This is a genomic window from Streptomyces sp. SID13666, assembly GCF_010548325.1.
GTDB classification, from domain to species: domain Bacteria; phylum Actinomycetota; class Actinomycetes; order Streptomycetales; family Streptomycetaceae; genus Actinacidiphila; species Actinacidiphila fildesensis.
Genome location: NZ_JAAGLX010000069.1, coordinates 1 through 14,798, shown reverse-complemented (window position 1 = coordinate 14,798; position 14,798 = coordinate 1). Strand labels below are relative to the sequence as shown.

Below are 14,798 nucleotides of genomic sequence, written 5' to 3'. Positions count from 1 at the left end.
CAGGACAAGAGCGTGAACACCAGTGAGCACGGGTGGGGAGAGGTGTCGTGACGGTGCCGTACAGCAGGCCGGTCAGGGAGGATCCGTGGGCGGGATACGCGTGGGTGGTCTGGCAGATCGAGGTGCTCGATCCGGAATGCAGGATCAGCGAGCCGTACGCCTCGGCCGGCGTGGCGTTCTTGCTGGCACAGGAGAGCCGGGAGGTGATGGTGGATTTCGCCGGCCGGCTGGGGTGTGTTTACGAGGGCTGCAAGGACGACGGGGGCTATGGCAGCGACAAAGACCCCTGCTACAGCTGGTGGTTTCGCGTACCGCGCGCCGAGCACGTCCGGCGCGCCCCGCAGGGATGGCCGGTGGCCGTAGAGGAAGCCCGGCTGCAACTCAACCGTATGTTCGCCGACACCCAGCATTGGCTGGTCACTGTCGACGGGCGCCGGACCCGCGCTCTGGCGGCGGGGGAGCCGGTACCTCCCTTGCGCTGACCGCCGAGGCCGACGCAGTCAATCGGTACAGCGGTGCGCGCTGGTGCTCCAGGTAGCGAGCCGAGACCAACATCGGGTTCCGCCACCTGCTTCCACGGGGGAGACCACACTGGTTGCATGACACCCGATCTCACCAAGCGCGGCGTAGCAGAACCGCTGTCGTTCAAAGGTTATGTCGCTTCGGTGACCCTCCATAGTGATCGCGCCGAGATCAAGCGGAAGCTCATGGGGAAGGCCACCGGAGCGAAGGACGCCGTGATTCCGCTTCAGTCCGTCGTCAAGGTCCTGTCCCGGGACCCGACCCGCCTGTTGAACGGATACGTCCAGCTCGCCACGGAACAGGACCGCGAGCATCTGCGGATGGCCACCGCCGAAAGGGAGAAGGCGGTGGCCAACAACTCGCGCACCGTGATGTTCACCTGGCGGCAGCGCGAGACTTTCATGGCGTACCTGGCTGCGGCCCGCGCCGCCGTGCAGGCACACGGCAGCGGTCCCGCCACCTGAAGCACGCGGGTACCGCCCAAGGTCCGCCCGTGGCGTCGAGCCGCTACCTGGTGGCGCCGTCGGCGTCTCGCCAACGCCCTCGCCGGACGTCAGGGTCGCAGCACCGCGGGCAGTGCCAACCAGCACGCCCCGCAGCCCGGGCTGCGGGATCCGTCCCACCGGTTACCGGCATCGCCACACACGTGCCGCCCTAGCAGGCATCGCACACGGGCGTGTGCTCGAAGAATCGGGTGCCGTTGCTGAGCGAGATCTGCCGGACCCCCGCCACTGGCGCGGGCAGCGGATCGTTGACCGTAGCGATGACCTGGCAGCCGTACCCGTCGACCGGCGGGTTACCGGCCACGCTGATCAGCCTGCGTCGGCCACCGGTTGATGACCTGGAGCCGGCGATACCACAGGCCGCGGTGCTGCCGGCCGGCAGCACGTCGTAGGTGGTGAGGACGTCGACGTTGTCGAAGACGTAGTAGGCCGGCAGCAGCGTCCAGGCCACCAGTTGGAGATGAGCGCCGACCGCGGCGTGCTCCACGGCCTGGCGGCCGGGGGCACGGCGTGGTCATCGGGCTCTTGCAGTCGATCAGGGCAACGCGCGTGTCCTGGGCCGGGATCAGGTCGGGTGTCCAGCACAACGAGCTGGTGGTGCCCCGGAAGGCGAACCGCACAGCGTCGGTCAACACGCCCTGACCCCATGCGTTGACGGTCCATCCACGACGGGTGAGTTCCTGGGTGACGCGCAGCCGGGCCGTTGCGGTGACCCGGGCGAGGTTGCTGCGGTTGTTGTGCACGGCGCTGTCCCGCGTTCCTTCCCTGCTATCAAAGTGGACGTGTGTAGTATTTGGGTAAGGTCTACGGTTTGGGAGTTGTTTCGTGAGGATCAACATCGGAGGCGAGCGGGTCGAAGTGCCCGACGACTTCGCCCGTGCCCTGCTCGCGGCCCTGCGCGGCGAGCGTTTGGTGGAGCCGCCGCAGGCCTCCGCCTTCGAGGACCTCACCGCCCTGGTTGCCCGCATCAGCCACGTCAGCCAGCACCTGGGCGTGGTCAAGGAGCTGGCGATGTCCCGTGCGGATGCCACCGGCGGCTACTCCAACCGCCGTGCCCTGGGCATCGCGGCCGCGATGGCCCCCTCGCAGTTGGGCAGGGTGCTGGAGGGCCACGGACTGCCGCGCGACCGGCGCAGCGGCGGCGTGGACCTGGCCATCGCCTTCCGCACCGTCGACGACGGCAAGCTGCATCTGGCGGGGGAGGCCGACGTCGCCGGCCTGCCCTCGTTCACCTTGCCCTTCGCCCCGGCGGAGCGGGCGATGGGGCCGACGCAGTTCGCCGGCCGGGAGCTCACCTTCTACTACCGCCCCCAGGTCCCGATCGCGGTTGCCGACCTCGGGCGCACCGCCGGCTATACCCTGCGCAGCACCGAGCAGGGCCTGATCGCCTGCGTCACCGAGCAGGTCTTCGACGCCTTGTTCGGCGACCCGCGGATCGACCCGACCCGACCCACCGGACGCTGAGGAGACCGCCCGATGTCCGACGAACTGTTCAGCTCCGTCGACGCGCTGCTCGCGGCCGTCAACGTCGGCACCGTGCTGCCGCCCCCGGCGGAGCGGCAGCGGCTACGCCGGGCCGCCGGGCTCACGACGGCGCACATCGCCGCCGCCCTGCGGGTGGACCCAGCCCTGGTCCAGGGCTGGGAGGACGGCGCCGCCGTCCCGGGCCCGGAGATCGCCCCGGCCTACGCAAGGTTGCTGGAGGGTCTGGCTGAGCGCTTCCCCGCCCCCGCCGCGGGACAGCCAGCCCCCACCCCGCAGCCTTTGTGGTCCGCTCCGGCGGCGGCAGCGGCCGGAGCGGAGGTTGCGGACCGTGGTGCTGACGGTGAGGTGCTGATGCTGGACCCGATGCCGTGCCGGTGGTGCGGCATGCCGACACCGATCCGCGTGGGCGGCGTCCCGCAGCACCTGGGCGGCTTCTGCCGCACCCGGCAGCCCCCCGCCGCCCCGGCGCCCGTGACCGTTGCGCCGGTGCAGCCCGCTCCCGCGCCGGTCGCCCCGCCCGCTCCCGCGCCTGTAGCTGCTCCAGCGGCTCCCGTCGTCGTGGAGCCGGTCCGGCCGGTGGCCACCGCGCCGTGGACCCCGGCGGCGGGTGCCCGGCGGCACCCAGCTGCTGCCCGTACCCCGAGCCGTCCCGCTGCGGCGCGTCCCGCCGGCCCCACCGACGCGACGGCTGCAGCGGCCCGGTGGTGGCCTGTGGTCGCGCTGGACGTCGCACCGGACGGCGGCTGGCTGCTGGACGTCCCGCAGGTCCCGGCTCCGGCCGGTGCCAAGCTCGCCGACTGGTTCGCCTGGCTGGGCACTGGGCTGCCGCTGCGGGTCGAGCGGGCCCACGCGTCCGGGCGCGGCGGTGACGGCATGGTCTGCCTGACCGAGGCCGCGCTCAAACAGCTCGGGCTGCCCGCCGCTCTGCCGACCACCGACAAGGCCCTGACGGCGCTGCAGGCCAAGCTGGCGAAGGCTGCCGGGACCGTGGGCATGGAGGTCAGCGACCAGATCGGTCCCGCCTTCCACGCCTTCCGCCGCAAGGGGTCGGCCGGTGGCCCCAGGACGTCGGTGCGGATCACGGTCGCGCCGTGGCTGGGGCAGGGTGACGCCCGTCAGCAGGCCACCAGTGCCCTGGCCGCCCCCCTCGCCACCGCCCCCGACGGCACCGTGGACGGGCTGACCCTGGCCCGCCGCTTCCGGGCCTTTACCGCCGACCTGGGCGTGGCTCCCGGGGCGACAACCGCCTCCACCGCGATGCTGCTGCTGGACGCGGTGCGCCCGCGCGTGGAGTGGGTCAAGGACCAGGCCACGGGGGAGTGGTCCTCCCACCTGCGCGACGGCGCTCTGCCGGCGGGCGACCTGTCGGTTGCCTCCGCCGCCGGGGCCCGTCATCCGCTGACCCGCGAATTGCTGGACCGTGGCGAGGCGGTGTGCGAGGAGGAGGACTACAAGTGGTGGGCCCGCACCCCCACCCCGGAGGAGGCCGGGCGCCCGTTCGCGGTCGCGGTCGACGTCTGCGCCTCCTACCTGTCCGTCACCGAGTCCCTGCGCCTGCCCTCCGGCCCCCTGGAGTACACGGCGGACCCGGTATGGGACGGCGGGAAGACTGCCGGCCTGTGGTGGTGCGACTTCACCACCACGGCGGTGGACGACCTGCTGCCGCACCCGGCAACGTTCCACGGGCTGCCGCCGACCGGGCCGGGCTGGTACGCCACCCCGACGGTCGCCTACATGGCCACCACTTACGGCTTCGACCCGGCCACCATCACCGACGCCCAGCTGTCGACGCACACGGTGCCGCTGCTGAAGGAGTGGACCGGTCGGCTGCGTGGCGGGTACAAGCGCGCCTACGCCGACCTGGGGCTGAGCGACGGTCAGAGCCCGACCGAGTTCCTCGCCGCCTACGCCGTCCACAAGGACGTCGGCCAGGACCCGGTCCGCGCGGACGCGCTGGTCCTGGCGGGGCTCTACAAGAACATCTACAAGGGCGGGATCGGCAAGTGGGCCGACTCCGCCCGCCACCTGGACGACGCCGCCTGGCTGGAGAAGGTCGCCGCCTCCTGGGCCTACCGCCCCGAGATCCGGTTCCACATCATCGCCGCCGCCCGCATCGCCGCCCACCGCCGCCTGCGCAAAACCTGGCAGCTCACCGGCCGGGCCCCGTTCGCGGTCAACGTCGACTCCTACCTCTACGCCACCGACGCCCCCTCCCCGCTGGAACTGCTGCCGGTCAAGGACGACGGCTCCCCGATCCCCGGCGCGCTGCGCCTTGGCATCGCCCCCGGCAGCCACAAGCACGAGTCCTCGTTCCCGCTGGCCGAGGCGGTGGCGGCGATGGAACTCCGCGAGCACCCGTCCCGGCTGGTCCACCAGTACGGCACCGACGGCAGCCCCGTCGATCACGCCAAGGACGACGCCCGGGAAGGCGGTGGGCTCTGATGACGGCCAGGGGAATGTTCGGGCGGGTCCGCGAGGCGCTGTTCCCCTCGCGGAAGGCCCCGGCGCACTCGCCGACGCAGGCCGTGCACGTCAGAGACAAGATGTTCGGGGGCTCCACGAAGGCCATGGCCCAGGCCTACGGTGTGAGCCAGCGGACCGTCGAGCGCTGGATCGACGGCACCCGCAAGCCCCCCGAGCTTTCCCACGCCGCCGAGCGGCGCTGGGAGGCGGAGAACACCGCCCGGGCCCGCCAGGGGCGCCCCCCGCTCCCGCGCCCGACCACCTCAGCCGATCGGCTGGCCACAGACGCGGTCCGAGCGCAGACCACCGCGCGCGGCCGCCAACGCAAGGCCAAGCAGTTGGCGCAGCTCGGCACCTTCTCCGGCCACACCGCCCGCGTTGGCCGCGCCACCACCTTCAACATCCGCGGCTCGGACGCCGTCCGCTCCCGCGACGTCCACGTCACCCTGACCGGCGAGCAGGCCGCCGCCCTGGCCCTGGCCGACGACGAGGACCAGGTGCGCACCGTCATCGGCCAGGCACTCGCCGACTACTTCAACGGCGGCGCCTCCGGCGGCTTCAGACCGGAAGACTTCGAATGGGACGAGAACGACTTCGGCGTCCGCTGAGCACCCCTTCCAGTAGTCCTCGCCATCGCAACGCCAACCACCCGGACCCGTGGCGCGGCGTTGAGCAACGAGATCGCTCAGGGGCCAGTCCAGCCAGGCCAGGGGCTACCCGTCCGGAGCCCGACGCGCGGATGGCCGCACCAATGGCGCTGCCGTGCGCTGTCGCCGACGCGGTCCGCTCCGGTTTGTCAGTGGGGGTCGCTAGGGTTGTCTGTGGTTCATGTGCGGTGCGGGGCGGGAGCGCATGAGGAGTCTGCTGCGATGGTCGAGGTGTGGGCATGGGATGGAGCGTCAAAGCGCAGGTTGCGACTGAGCGGAGCACGTGGTGACGGGCGGCCGCGCGGCCTCCGGGCTGCTGTCTGACGATCCGGCAGCCATCGACCTGCTGTCCTTCGACGCGGTGGCGCACACCGTCGTGGACGCACTGCTGGACACCCGCCTGGATCCAGTCGCGCTGGGGTTGTCCGGGCGCTGGGGGTCGGGGAAGACAACGGTGCTGAACCTGGTCGCCGATGAGTTGCCCCGCCGCGTCGCGGCACCGCAGAAGGTGCTGGTGCTGCGCACCGACCCTTGGCGCTACGACCCGGCGACAGGCGCGAAGGAAAGCCTGATCTCCGAGGTCCTCGGCGTGCTCGGGGCGGAGCTCGCCGACCACAAGACCCTTGCGGGCAAGGCGAAGGACCTCCTCGCCCGTCTGAACAGGCGCATCGACTGGGCGAAGGCGCTCAAACTGGCGGCCACCTCGTCGCTCACGCTGCAGATTCCGAGCTTCGACAGCCTCTTCGAACTGGTCAAGCCGGGCGAAGGCGGTGCGGCCTCGGAACGCGGACTGGAGGCGTTCCGCGAGGAGTTCGCCCAGCTGATGTCCTCCGAGGAGCTTTCTCACGTCACGACCATGGTCGTCCTGGTCGACGACTTGGACCGGTGCCTGCCGCCGACGGTCGTGGAGACGCTGGAGGCCATGAGGCTGTTCCTCGCGGTCCCGAAGATGTCCTTCGTCATCGCCGCCGACGAGGAGAGGGTCGCCGACGCGATCCGGACCCGCTTCGCCTCGACCGGCGCCGCAGAGCCGGGCACGGAGGACCGCCAGGACCCCGCCACGCTCTACCTGCACAAGATCGTTCAGACCACGGTGCCCCTGCCCGCGCTCAGCCACTTCGACACCCAGGCGTACCTGCTCCTGCTCCAGTTGCATGCCACCGCCGCCACTACGGCGTTCGAGGAGTTGGTGGCGCGCTGCTCCCAGGTGCGGCGCGAAGGCGGCACCATCGACACCATCGGTGAAATCAATGACCTTCAGTTCGCTGACGAACTTGCCTTCGCAACCCGGCTGACCCCGTTGCTGTACGAGAAGCTCCAGGGCAACCCCCGCTATATCAAGCGCTTCCTCAACGATCTTCATGTGCGGCAGGCGGTGGCCCGCCGCCGCGGGATCAACCTGGACCCGGGCGTCGTGGCCAAGCTGATGGCGCTCGAGGCACTGATGAAGATCGAGTTTCGGCAGCTGCTGGGATGGTTCGCCAAGGGCGAGATGCGACTGCAACTCGAGGCGCTGGAGCAGGCTGCCGGGCGACAGTATCCCGCCCCCGCCCCCGCCCCCACGGCACAGGCAGCGGCCGGGGCTGCGGCTGCCTCGGGACAACCGGTGCCTGCCGGACAGTTCTCGCAGGCGCTGCTGCGCTGGGCGACACTCGCGCCCCCGCTGCAGGGCCTGGACCTGGCCCCCTACCTGACCCTGGCCGCCTCTTACGCCGGTATCTCCCTGATTGACGACAGCCTTCCGGAGCGCCTGCGGGACATCGCCGCCAACCTGCTCTCCGAGAGCGGCCGGCATCAGGTCCCCGATCCAGAGCTGACGGTCATCGGCGAGGGCGAAGCGGCCGACCTGCTGCGCCACCTGGGACGCTCCATGCGCGACCGGCCCGAGCGGCAGAAGACAGCGGTCAACGCCATCTTGCGTATCGCCCGACTGCGCCCAGGCGCAGCCCAGGTGGCGGGGGAGGCACTGCGCATGCTACCTCCCAGTGACCTCACGTTCGCCACGCCGGTGCAATTCCAGTCAACCGATCCTGCCCCGATCCGCGCCGCTCTGACGTATTGGCAGCAGTCCGGCGCTGTCACCACCGGGCCGGTGAGGCGTTCGCTTGAAGGCGCGCTGAGGCAGCCCGGCCAAGGGGGTGGCGTCTGATGGGGACCAGCGGGGCCTACACGGGCAGCGGTGGGAAGATCGGGAAGGACCTGCGGGACGGGATCGAGGACTTCCTTGGCGCACCCCCCGGAGCACCTCCTGGCCCGCCATCGGGCCCGCCCGATCCGACGGACCGCCGACCCCTGCCGCCGATCAATCCGGCGGTGTTCCGCGCCGCCCTGCAACTGCTGCGCCCCGGCACGGGCGGTGGCGGGGGCGGCGATGGCCCGGGCGGCGCGGGCGGGGCCCGCGGCGGGGGAGGTCCGCAGCGCACCGCAGCCGCTGCGGCCGGCAGCGCGGGCCGGGCCGCGGCCGCCGCCCACGCCTACACCACCGGTGATGCCGCGGCGCTGGACGCGCTCGGCCTGGACTTCGCTGAACTGCAAGCCTTGGACGACGACTTCGAGGTCGTACGCCGCATCGTCGCGAGCGCCTGCGGCACCCCGGACAGCACCATCGACGACTCCGAGCAGCGCTGGGTCGCCGCCGGCGTCGCGGAGTGGATCATCGAGAACGAGCAGAACAACCCGGAGGCGATCGTCCGCCAGACCATCGCCGCGATTATCACGCAGACGGTGCTGGTGGAGTCCGGCGACCTCATCAACCACCACCCCGACGCGGTACGCGCGGAGCACGACATTCGCGACGCCGCCGAGGCGCTGGCTGCGAAGGCCCAGCTATCGGTGGGCGGAACCAGCGAGCAGGAGATCGCACACGCGGTGGAAGAGGGCCTGAACATCCTGCGGGAGATCCTGGGAGGACCCGATGCCTGACTTCACCCTGCGGCTCGCCGCCGACCAGCCCACCGCGGAGCACAAAGCCCGGTCCTCTTTCTACTGGCTGGCGGACGCACGATCCTCCTTCCGCGGCATACCCCCGACGCTCCACCCCCTGACCGCCGTGCCCGCGCTCAACCGCGACTTCGTCCGCGTCGCCGCCACCGTCCTGGCTGCCGACCGCTCCGTGCTGCGCGCAGGCCGGGGCTCCGACTGGAACCAGCGCCGCATTAACCTGGCGGTCCCGGTCTCCGCCCCGGACCGGTGGAACCAAGCGGCCCCGGAACTCGCCCGGGTACTGGCCTTCCTCAGCGGCGACCACTGGACGCTGACCTTCCACCACGACCCCCCACAGCAGGACGCCCCCAGGCCCGACGATCCACCCCAGCGCCCCGCACCGCGCCGTGTGGTCCTCCTCAGCGGCGGCGCGGACTCCGCAGTCGGAGCACTGCGCTCACGCACCGAACTGGCCGAGGGAGAGAGCCACATCCTGCTCTCCCACTTCAGCAACACCATGCTGCCCCCGATCCAGAAGCACGTCGCCGAACAAGCTCAGGCCCTGACCCCCGGCCCGGGCCAAGACCACCTCACCATCCACCTCGGCCGCGGCAGCAAGCGCATCGACGGCACCCCCTACCCCTCGGAGTCCTCCACCCGCACACGCTCCCTGCTCTTCCTCGCCCTGGGCCTGGCCGCAGCGGCACCCCACCGGGTGCCGCTGTGGATCCCGGAGAACGGCTTTGCATCCCTCAACCCCCCGCTCGGCCCCGAACGCCTCGGCAGCCTGTCCACCCGCACCACCCACCCGCGCTTCCTTCAGGACCTGTCCCAGACGCTGGCCAGCATCGGCGCACACGCCGCCATCGAGAACCCCTTCGCCACGAGCACCAAGGGCGAGATGTTCACCTGGGCCATCCAGCTCCTGGGCGAAGAACGGGCCTCGGCCTACCTCAGCGCCACCCACTCCTGCTCCCTGGTCGGACAGTGGACCCACGGCTTCGGCGCCAACCGCTCCTGCGGGGTCTGCTTCGGCTGCACCCTGCGCCGCGCCTCCTTCACCGCCTCCGGGATCGCGGACCGCACCGCTTACATCGACCCGGCGGCCGACAGCGCCGCCGCAGCCTGGCTCGCGCGCAAATCGGTGCGCCAGCCCATGCGCAACTTCGTACAGCGCGGCGTCACCGGACGCGACCTCGCCGCGATGAGCCTGCCCGACACCTACCTGCTGCGCGAGGCACTCGACCTGTGCCGCCGCGGCATCGCAGAACTCGAAACCCTGCGCCCATGAGATCACTGCCCCCCATCGACCTGCACACCCACGTCGCACCCGACATCGCCCCGGCCGAACTCCAGGTGCTGAACGCCGTGCTGTTCGCCGCCACCCGCACCCTGGACGAGGCCAAGCAAGCCCTGCAGCGCGCCGACGCCGCGACCATCTGGGGCGTCGGCTGCCACCCCGGCCTCGCACGCGCCCACAAGGCGTTCACCGCCACGCAGTTCACCGACCTGATCACCGGCACCGCCTACGTCAGCGAGATCGGACTCGACGGCAAGTCCCGCGTCGCCCTCGACACCCAACATGCCACCCTAGAGAGCATCCTGACGGTCCTGCAGGACAAGCCGCGAATCGCCAGCATCCACAGCTACGCGGCCACCGACCCCGTCTTGGACCACCTGGAACAGCGCCCCGTCTCCGGCGCCGTCCTGCACTGGTGGCTCGGCACCCCCAGCCAGACCCGGCGCGCCCTCGACCTCGGCTGCTACTTCTCCGTCAACGCAGCCATGCTGCACGATCCGGAACGCATCGCCGCCCTGCCGCTGGACCGGATCCTGACCGAGACTGACCACCCCTTCGGGGACCGCGCGTCCGGCACCGCACGCCGCCCCGGCGGTGTCGAACCAGTCGAGCAGGCCCTGGCCCGAACCCACCAACTGGGGCCCCAGGAGATCCGTGCCCGGATGTGGCAGAACCTGGCCCGCCTGGTTAGCACCACCCGCACGGGGCGCCTCCTACCGCGCGGTCTGCGTACCGTACTGGCCGCCACCCCATAGAGCAGCAGCGAGGCCCAGCCACGACCGGCTTCCCCCAGCGCCCCCCGAGGGATCATTGCCAGCGCATGCCGAGTTCGGTCAGTCGGGCCGCTCGCTCCGCCGGGATAGTGGCCTTCCGGGCGCGGCTGTTGGCGATGAACAGCCCCAGGGCCACGGTGACCCCGGTCACCTCGGTACCGGGATCGCTCGCTCCGGCGTCGTCCAGCAACAGCTGCTCCTGGTGGTTGCGTGGGACGTTGAGGTGGCCTTCGCGGGCCTGGTATTGGGCGGCTGCGGCCAGGTTTCGGGCCTCCTTCTGCGCGTGCGGGACCTTCTCCTTGGGCCGTTCCTCCGGTGCGAGTGGCTCGAGTCCGAGGACGTGTTCGCACATCCACTGCTGCGCCGGCCCGAGCTTGTCCCAGCCGAACTGCTGCATCCTCGCCCATCCGGCGAGGTCCTCGCCCTGGGCGGCGATGCTGCCGGGCTGGGCGCCGAGCAGGACGCCGCCGGCCTGGACGTGGCGGCAGGCCAGGGTGAAGGACCTCTGCCACTCCAGCGACCACCCCGTCGGGCACCAAGCCGGGTCGATAGCGTCGAAGGCGGCCTTGCGGTCGGCGGGCAGCGCACCGGTCCAGTCCAGGCCCCGCTCACCGGCCTCCTGACGGTGCTGCAGGTTCTCGGTGCGCCGCTGGGCGGTGCGGGCGTTCTTCATGATCACGCCGACGGGCCTTCCGCCCCAGACGGCGTCGGCTGGTGGGCAGGCGTGGCCGTGTTCGGTGGCGTAGGCGGCGACGGCGGTGAGGTTGTCGGTGAAGGCGGTGTCGAATGCCGACCAGATGAACCCGAGCTCGTTCAGCAGGCCGAGGCGTTCGTCGTCCAGGACGTCAGCGGCCTTGTATCGTCGCTGGTCGGCGACCCAGACCCCGAGCCGGTGTCCGGAGGGTGCCCGGTAGGCGTAGGGCACGCGGCAGTCGCCGAAGGCGTCCTTGTAGGTGATGAGCTCGTTAAGGCCACGCCGGAATTCCGCTCGTTCGGGTTCCATCACGCGGGTGCGGACGAACGCAGCGATCAGGGCGGGGTCGCGCTGGGTGGAGAAGCTCAGCAGCTGTTCCCCGGCGCGGGCGGAGCGGCGTTCCTGGGGGTCGGTGTCGCTGGGCTCCCTGGAGGGCCGGGTCTCGGACTGGGGCATGGCGAGGCGCTCGATGGCGGCGGAGTCGTGCGCGCGCAGGGCCATGAGGATCTTGGAGAGTCCGTCGTAGGCCTGGGAGGTCAGCAGTTCCCGGCCGGTCTCGCCCACGCCCCAGATGACGGGGACGACGATGGTGGCGATCTTGCCGCTGCCGGGCTTCGTCCGCAGGGCGCGTCCGACGGCTTGGACCAGGTCGACCATGCTCCCGCGCACGTCGGCGAAGTAAACCGCGTCGCAGTCGAACGTGTCGACGCCTTCCGAGAGTGTTTTTACGCTGCTGAGGATGTAGCGCAGCAGCCGCCACCCGTCGTCGCGGACCAGCGACGCGAAGGTGCCCAGCACCGCCCGCCGCTCAGCGGGTGTGTGGACGGCCTCCAGCCAGCTGGTGCCGATGAGCTCGGGGCACGGGTGCAGCGATGGCTCCAGCTCCCACAGCACCCGTGCTACGTCGTGCAGGCCGGTGCTCATGGCGCGGGCCTCGGCCACGAGGTGGTGGAAGGACAGCGGCCGGTTCAGGTCCCATTCCGCGCACGCGGTGAGCAGCCCGGTCTGCAGGGCGGCTAGCCGGGCCCCGCGGTACTCCAGCGACCGCTCATCGACGCCGCGCTGCTCCAGGCCCTGCAGGACGGGGTCGGACACGTCCACGCACACGATGCGGTAGGGGGCGACTGTGCCGTCGGAGATACTTTTTCCGAGGGGATAGTCGCTGGCCACGGGGCCGAAGACGGCCTCGTCGTCCATGCTCGCGATCAGTTCCGCAGCCTCGGTCCCGGCCGCCGCCGCCGCGGCCTTCTTGTCGCTGTCCTTGATCGCCCACAGGCGGGGTGTGGCGGTCATGAACAGGCGCCGGTCGCAAGGGATCCGGGTGTTGTCGAGGATCGCCGCCCACGGTCGAGCGGCGTGGCCGCTGACGCGGTGCGCCTCGTCCCCGATCGCGAGCGAGAACGGCTTTAGCCCCCGCTGGTGCGCCTCTTCCAGGTGTCCGAGTCCGAGTGAGGCGTAGGTGGCGAACACGGTGACCTTCCCCGGGTCCTTCGTCCATGCCACCAGCTCCGCTGGATCGGTGGTGCACTTGATCCCCGGCGGGCGCTCGCCGGCCTTGAGCGAGCACAGCCCGACCATCAGGCCGCCGTGGCCTTCCTCCTGCCAGACCCGTACCGTCTGTTCCAGTAGCGGAAGTGAGGGCACCAGGACCAGGGTGCGCTCGGAGTAGAGCCGGTTGGCTACGTGAACGGCCGTCAGCGATTTGCCTGAACCCGTCGCCGCCCGGATCTGGCACCGAAGCCCCGCCAACGGCACCAGCCCCGATGCCGGCAGTGTCAGAAGTCGTACTGCCGCGTCGCACGCCTCTTCCTGGTGCGGACGCAATTTCTTCGCCATGATGACCGTTTTCCTTTCCCGGTATTCAAGCGACATTTGAAAAGCCGATACCAGCCCTTGGGCCCGAGTTCGGCTCTGTCGGTGGGAGCCGCGCGGGTCCAGGGCCTGGCCTCCGGCGCCGGCCGCGCTGTGGGCGGGTCACTCCCGGGTTGGCGTGAGTAGTTGTTCGGCGCGTCGCCGGATGGTCGTGTCGTCTGACGTCCGGGCCTGGTGCAGCAGCCGGGCTCTCAGGCTTGCGGGGATGGTGTCGATGTCCCGTGCCTGCTCGTTTCGGCTCTTCCAGCCGAGGAGGTGGCGCACGGCGCCGGTGTCGTGGCGTTCGTCGGCCTGCGAGTCCTGCAGGGCGGTGATGATGACGGTGATCGGCACGTCGCTCAGGAGCAGGCCGGGGAACGCTTCGTGGACGGGGTAGCCGGAGTATCTCCCGGTTCCGGATCCGTGCCATGCCAGGAGGGCCAGGACACGGGGTGTCGGCTCTCGGAGGCCATGGCCGAGCAGGGTATGGGCCTCGCTGAGCAGTTCCGCCGAAGGGGACTCTCCTGTGCTGGATAGGGCGAGTATCCGCAGGGCGAGTCCGCTGAGCGCGGCCGGCATGGCGGCGGTCCAGCTGGCCTGTACGGCCAGGGCGCGTGAGCGCTGCCGCTTGTCCTCTTCGAATTGCTCCAAAGCCCTCGGGGCCTGGTGGTCATTGAGCCAGTACAGGAGGGCCTGCCCGTCGACCAGGACCGTGTTGCCCTCCCAACCCGTCCAGCGCAGGGTGACGCCGTGGTGGAAGCCGACGGTGGCGATCTGCTGCCCGTGGCTGTCGAGGAAGTCGAACCTGATGTCTCCACGGCACATGCAGATGCCGCCGGGTAGCGAGCTCACCGCCATGGCCCGGCGCAACCGGCTCAGATCAGCAGGTTCCATGAGGTCCGTCAGGATCGCCGGTTCGGCAGGGTGGACGACATCGCTGACCCGCACGGCGCGGGCTCGCTGGAGAAGACAGTCCAGTGCAGCAAGGTCAGGCACGACTGATTCCCGGTCTGGAGCCACTGGCTTTCCTGTCCTTCCTAGTGCACTACTGGATAGCAGCAGGGGCCTTCCTGAACTCCACCAGAACCCATTCACAGTCCCAGAGTCTATCGGATACACATCTTTGATGCACAAGAACAGGAAAATGCCGCTGTGCACAACCCAATCGAGGACTCTCGCCTGACCACCCATCACGGTTCCGCCCCCCTCAAGGTGCGAGCACCACCCTCGCGCTCCGATTCGAGCGAGGATCCGAACCATCCCGCCACCAGCCAGGGCCGAAGGCCCCACTTCGAGTTCACCGCACATTCCCACCGTTCAAGGCGCGAAGCGCCCCCTGCCCGCATACCCTAATCTACCCAGGCGGAAGCCCCAGGACAGGCCCATCACAACCTCGCAGCGAAGCGGAGAGGTTGACCCACCATCAATCAGGGCGCGCAGCGCCCACCCTCACTGATTGGGCGCAGCCCGATCAGCCGGCGTAGCCGGCCCACCGCCTGACCGAAGGTCAGGCCAGCACCGGGCGAAGCCCGGTGCTCCCGCCCGAAGGGCGGGCAGTTTCGGCGGCGAAGCCGCCGCGCAGCGCGGAAGGCCCAAGCAACCCGGGCCGAAGGCCCGTGGTTACCCGGCGTAGCCGGG

At 70.6% G+C, this 14,798-nt stretch carries 12 protein-coding genes; 9 read left to right on the top strand and 3 right to left on the bottom strand.

Annotation, left to right across the window (positions count from 1 at the left end):
• Positions 1-47: 47 nt before the first annotated feature.
• Together G3I60_RS40980 and G3I60_RS40975 are read left to right on the top strand one after the other, a co-directional pair.
• Positions 48-482, top strand: coding sequence for a hypothetical protein (locus tag G3I60_RS40980; protein ID WP_164298905.1), 435 nt, complete (start codon positions 48-50; stop codon positions 480-482).
• Between the two features lie 117 nt (positions 483-599).
• The gene (locus G3I60_RS40975) at positions 600-986 is read left to right on the top strand and encodes a hypothetical protein (protein ID WP_164298907.1); all 387 of its coding nucleotides are present in this window, start codon (positions 600-602) and stop codon (positions 984-986) included.
• Between the two features lie 190 nt (positions 987-1,176).
• Here the strand turns inward: G3I60_RS40975 and G3I60_RS44835 are convergent, their stop codons facing one another.
• Positions 1,177-1,512, bottom strand: a complete 336-nt coding sequence (locus G3I60_RS44835; RefSeq protein ID WP_203675127.1) for a hypothetical protein — start codon at positions 1,510-1,512, stop codon at positions 1,177-1,179.
• A 338-nt stretch (positions 1,513-1,850) separates the two neighbouring features.
• Between G3I60_RS44835 and G3I60_RS40965 the strand changes: the two genes are divergently transcribed.
• From G3I60_RS40965 to G3I60_RS40935, 7 genes are all read left to right on the top strand, one after another.
• Positions 1,851-2,489: a hypothetical protein gene (locus G3I60_RS40965; protein WP_164298909.1), complete on the top strand. Its 639-nt coding sequence runs from the start codon at positions 1,851-1,853 to the stop codon at positions 2,487-2,489.
• 12 nt (positions 2,490-2,501) lie between these two features.
• Positions 2,502-4,952: a helix-turn-helix transcriptional regulator gene (locus tag G3I60_RS40960; protein WP_164298911.1), complete on the top strand. Its 2,451-nt coding sequence runs from the start codon at positions 2,502-2,504 to the stop codon at positions 4,950-4,952.
• Entirely contained in the window at positions 4,952-5,581 is a 630-nt protein-coding gene (locus tag G3I60_RS40955; RefSeq protein WP_164298913.1) for a helix-turn-helix domain-containing protein, read from the top strand. The genes G3I60_RS40960 and G3I60_RS40955 overlap by 1 nt, the downstream gene beginning before the upstream one ends.
• A 325-nt stretch (positions 5,582-5,906) precedes the next feature.
• Positions 5,907-7,769: a P-loop NTPase fold protein gene (locus G3I60_RS40950; RefSeq protein ID WP_164298914.1), complete on the top strand. Its 1,863-nt coding sequence runs from the start codon at positions 5,907-5,909 to the stop codon at positions 7,767-7,769.
• Positions 7,769-8,542: a hypothetical protein gene (locus tag G3I60_RS40945; RefSeq protein WP_164298917.1), complete on the top strand. Its 774-nt coding sequence runs from the start codon at positions 7,769-7,771 to the stop codon at positions 8,540-8,542. The genes G3I60_RS40950 and G3I60_RS40945 overlap by 1 nt, the downstream gene beginning before the upstream one ends.
• The gene (locus tag G3I60_RS40940; RefSeq protein WP_164298919.1) at positions 8,535-9,833 is read left to right on the top strand and encodes a hypothetical protein; all 1,299 of its coding nucleotides are present in this window, start codon (positions 8,535-8,537) and stop codon (positions 9,831-9,833) included. Before G3I60_RS40945 ends, G3I60_RS40940 begins: the two co-directional genes overlap by 8 nt.
• Positions 9,830-10,597, top strand: coding sequence for a TatD family hydrolase (locus G3I60_RS40935; protein ID WP_164608462.1), 768 nt, complete (start codon positions 9,830-9,832; stop codon positions 10,595-10,597). The genes G3I60_RS40940 and G3I60_RS40935 overlap by 4 nt, the downstream gene beginning before the upstream one ends.
• Before the next feature lie 52 nt (positions 10,598-10,649).
• Here the strand turns inward: G3I60_RS40935 and G3I60_RS40930 are convergent, their stop codons facing one another.
• Both G3I60_RS40930 and G3I60_RS40925 read right to left on the bottom strand, forming a co-directional pair.
• Positions 10,650-13,145, bottom strand: a complete 2,496-nt coding sequence (locus G3I60_RS40930; protein ID WP_239070916.1) for a DEAD/DEAH box helicase — start codon at positions 13,143-13,145, stop codon at positions 10,650-10,652.
• Positions 13,146-13,283: 138 nt separating this feature from the next.
• Complete coding sequence (locus G3I60_RS40925) at positions 13,284-14,156, bottom strand: hypothetical protein (protein WP_164298923.1); 873 nt, start codon at positions 14,154-14,156, stop codon at positions 13,284-13,286.
• Positions 14,157-14,798: the final 642 nt, after the last annotated feature.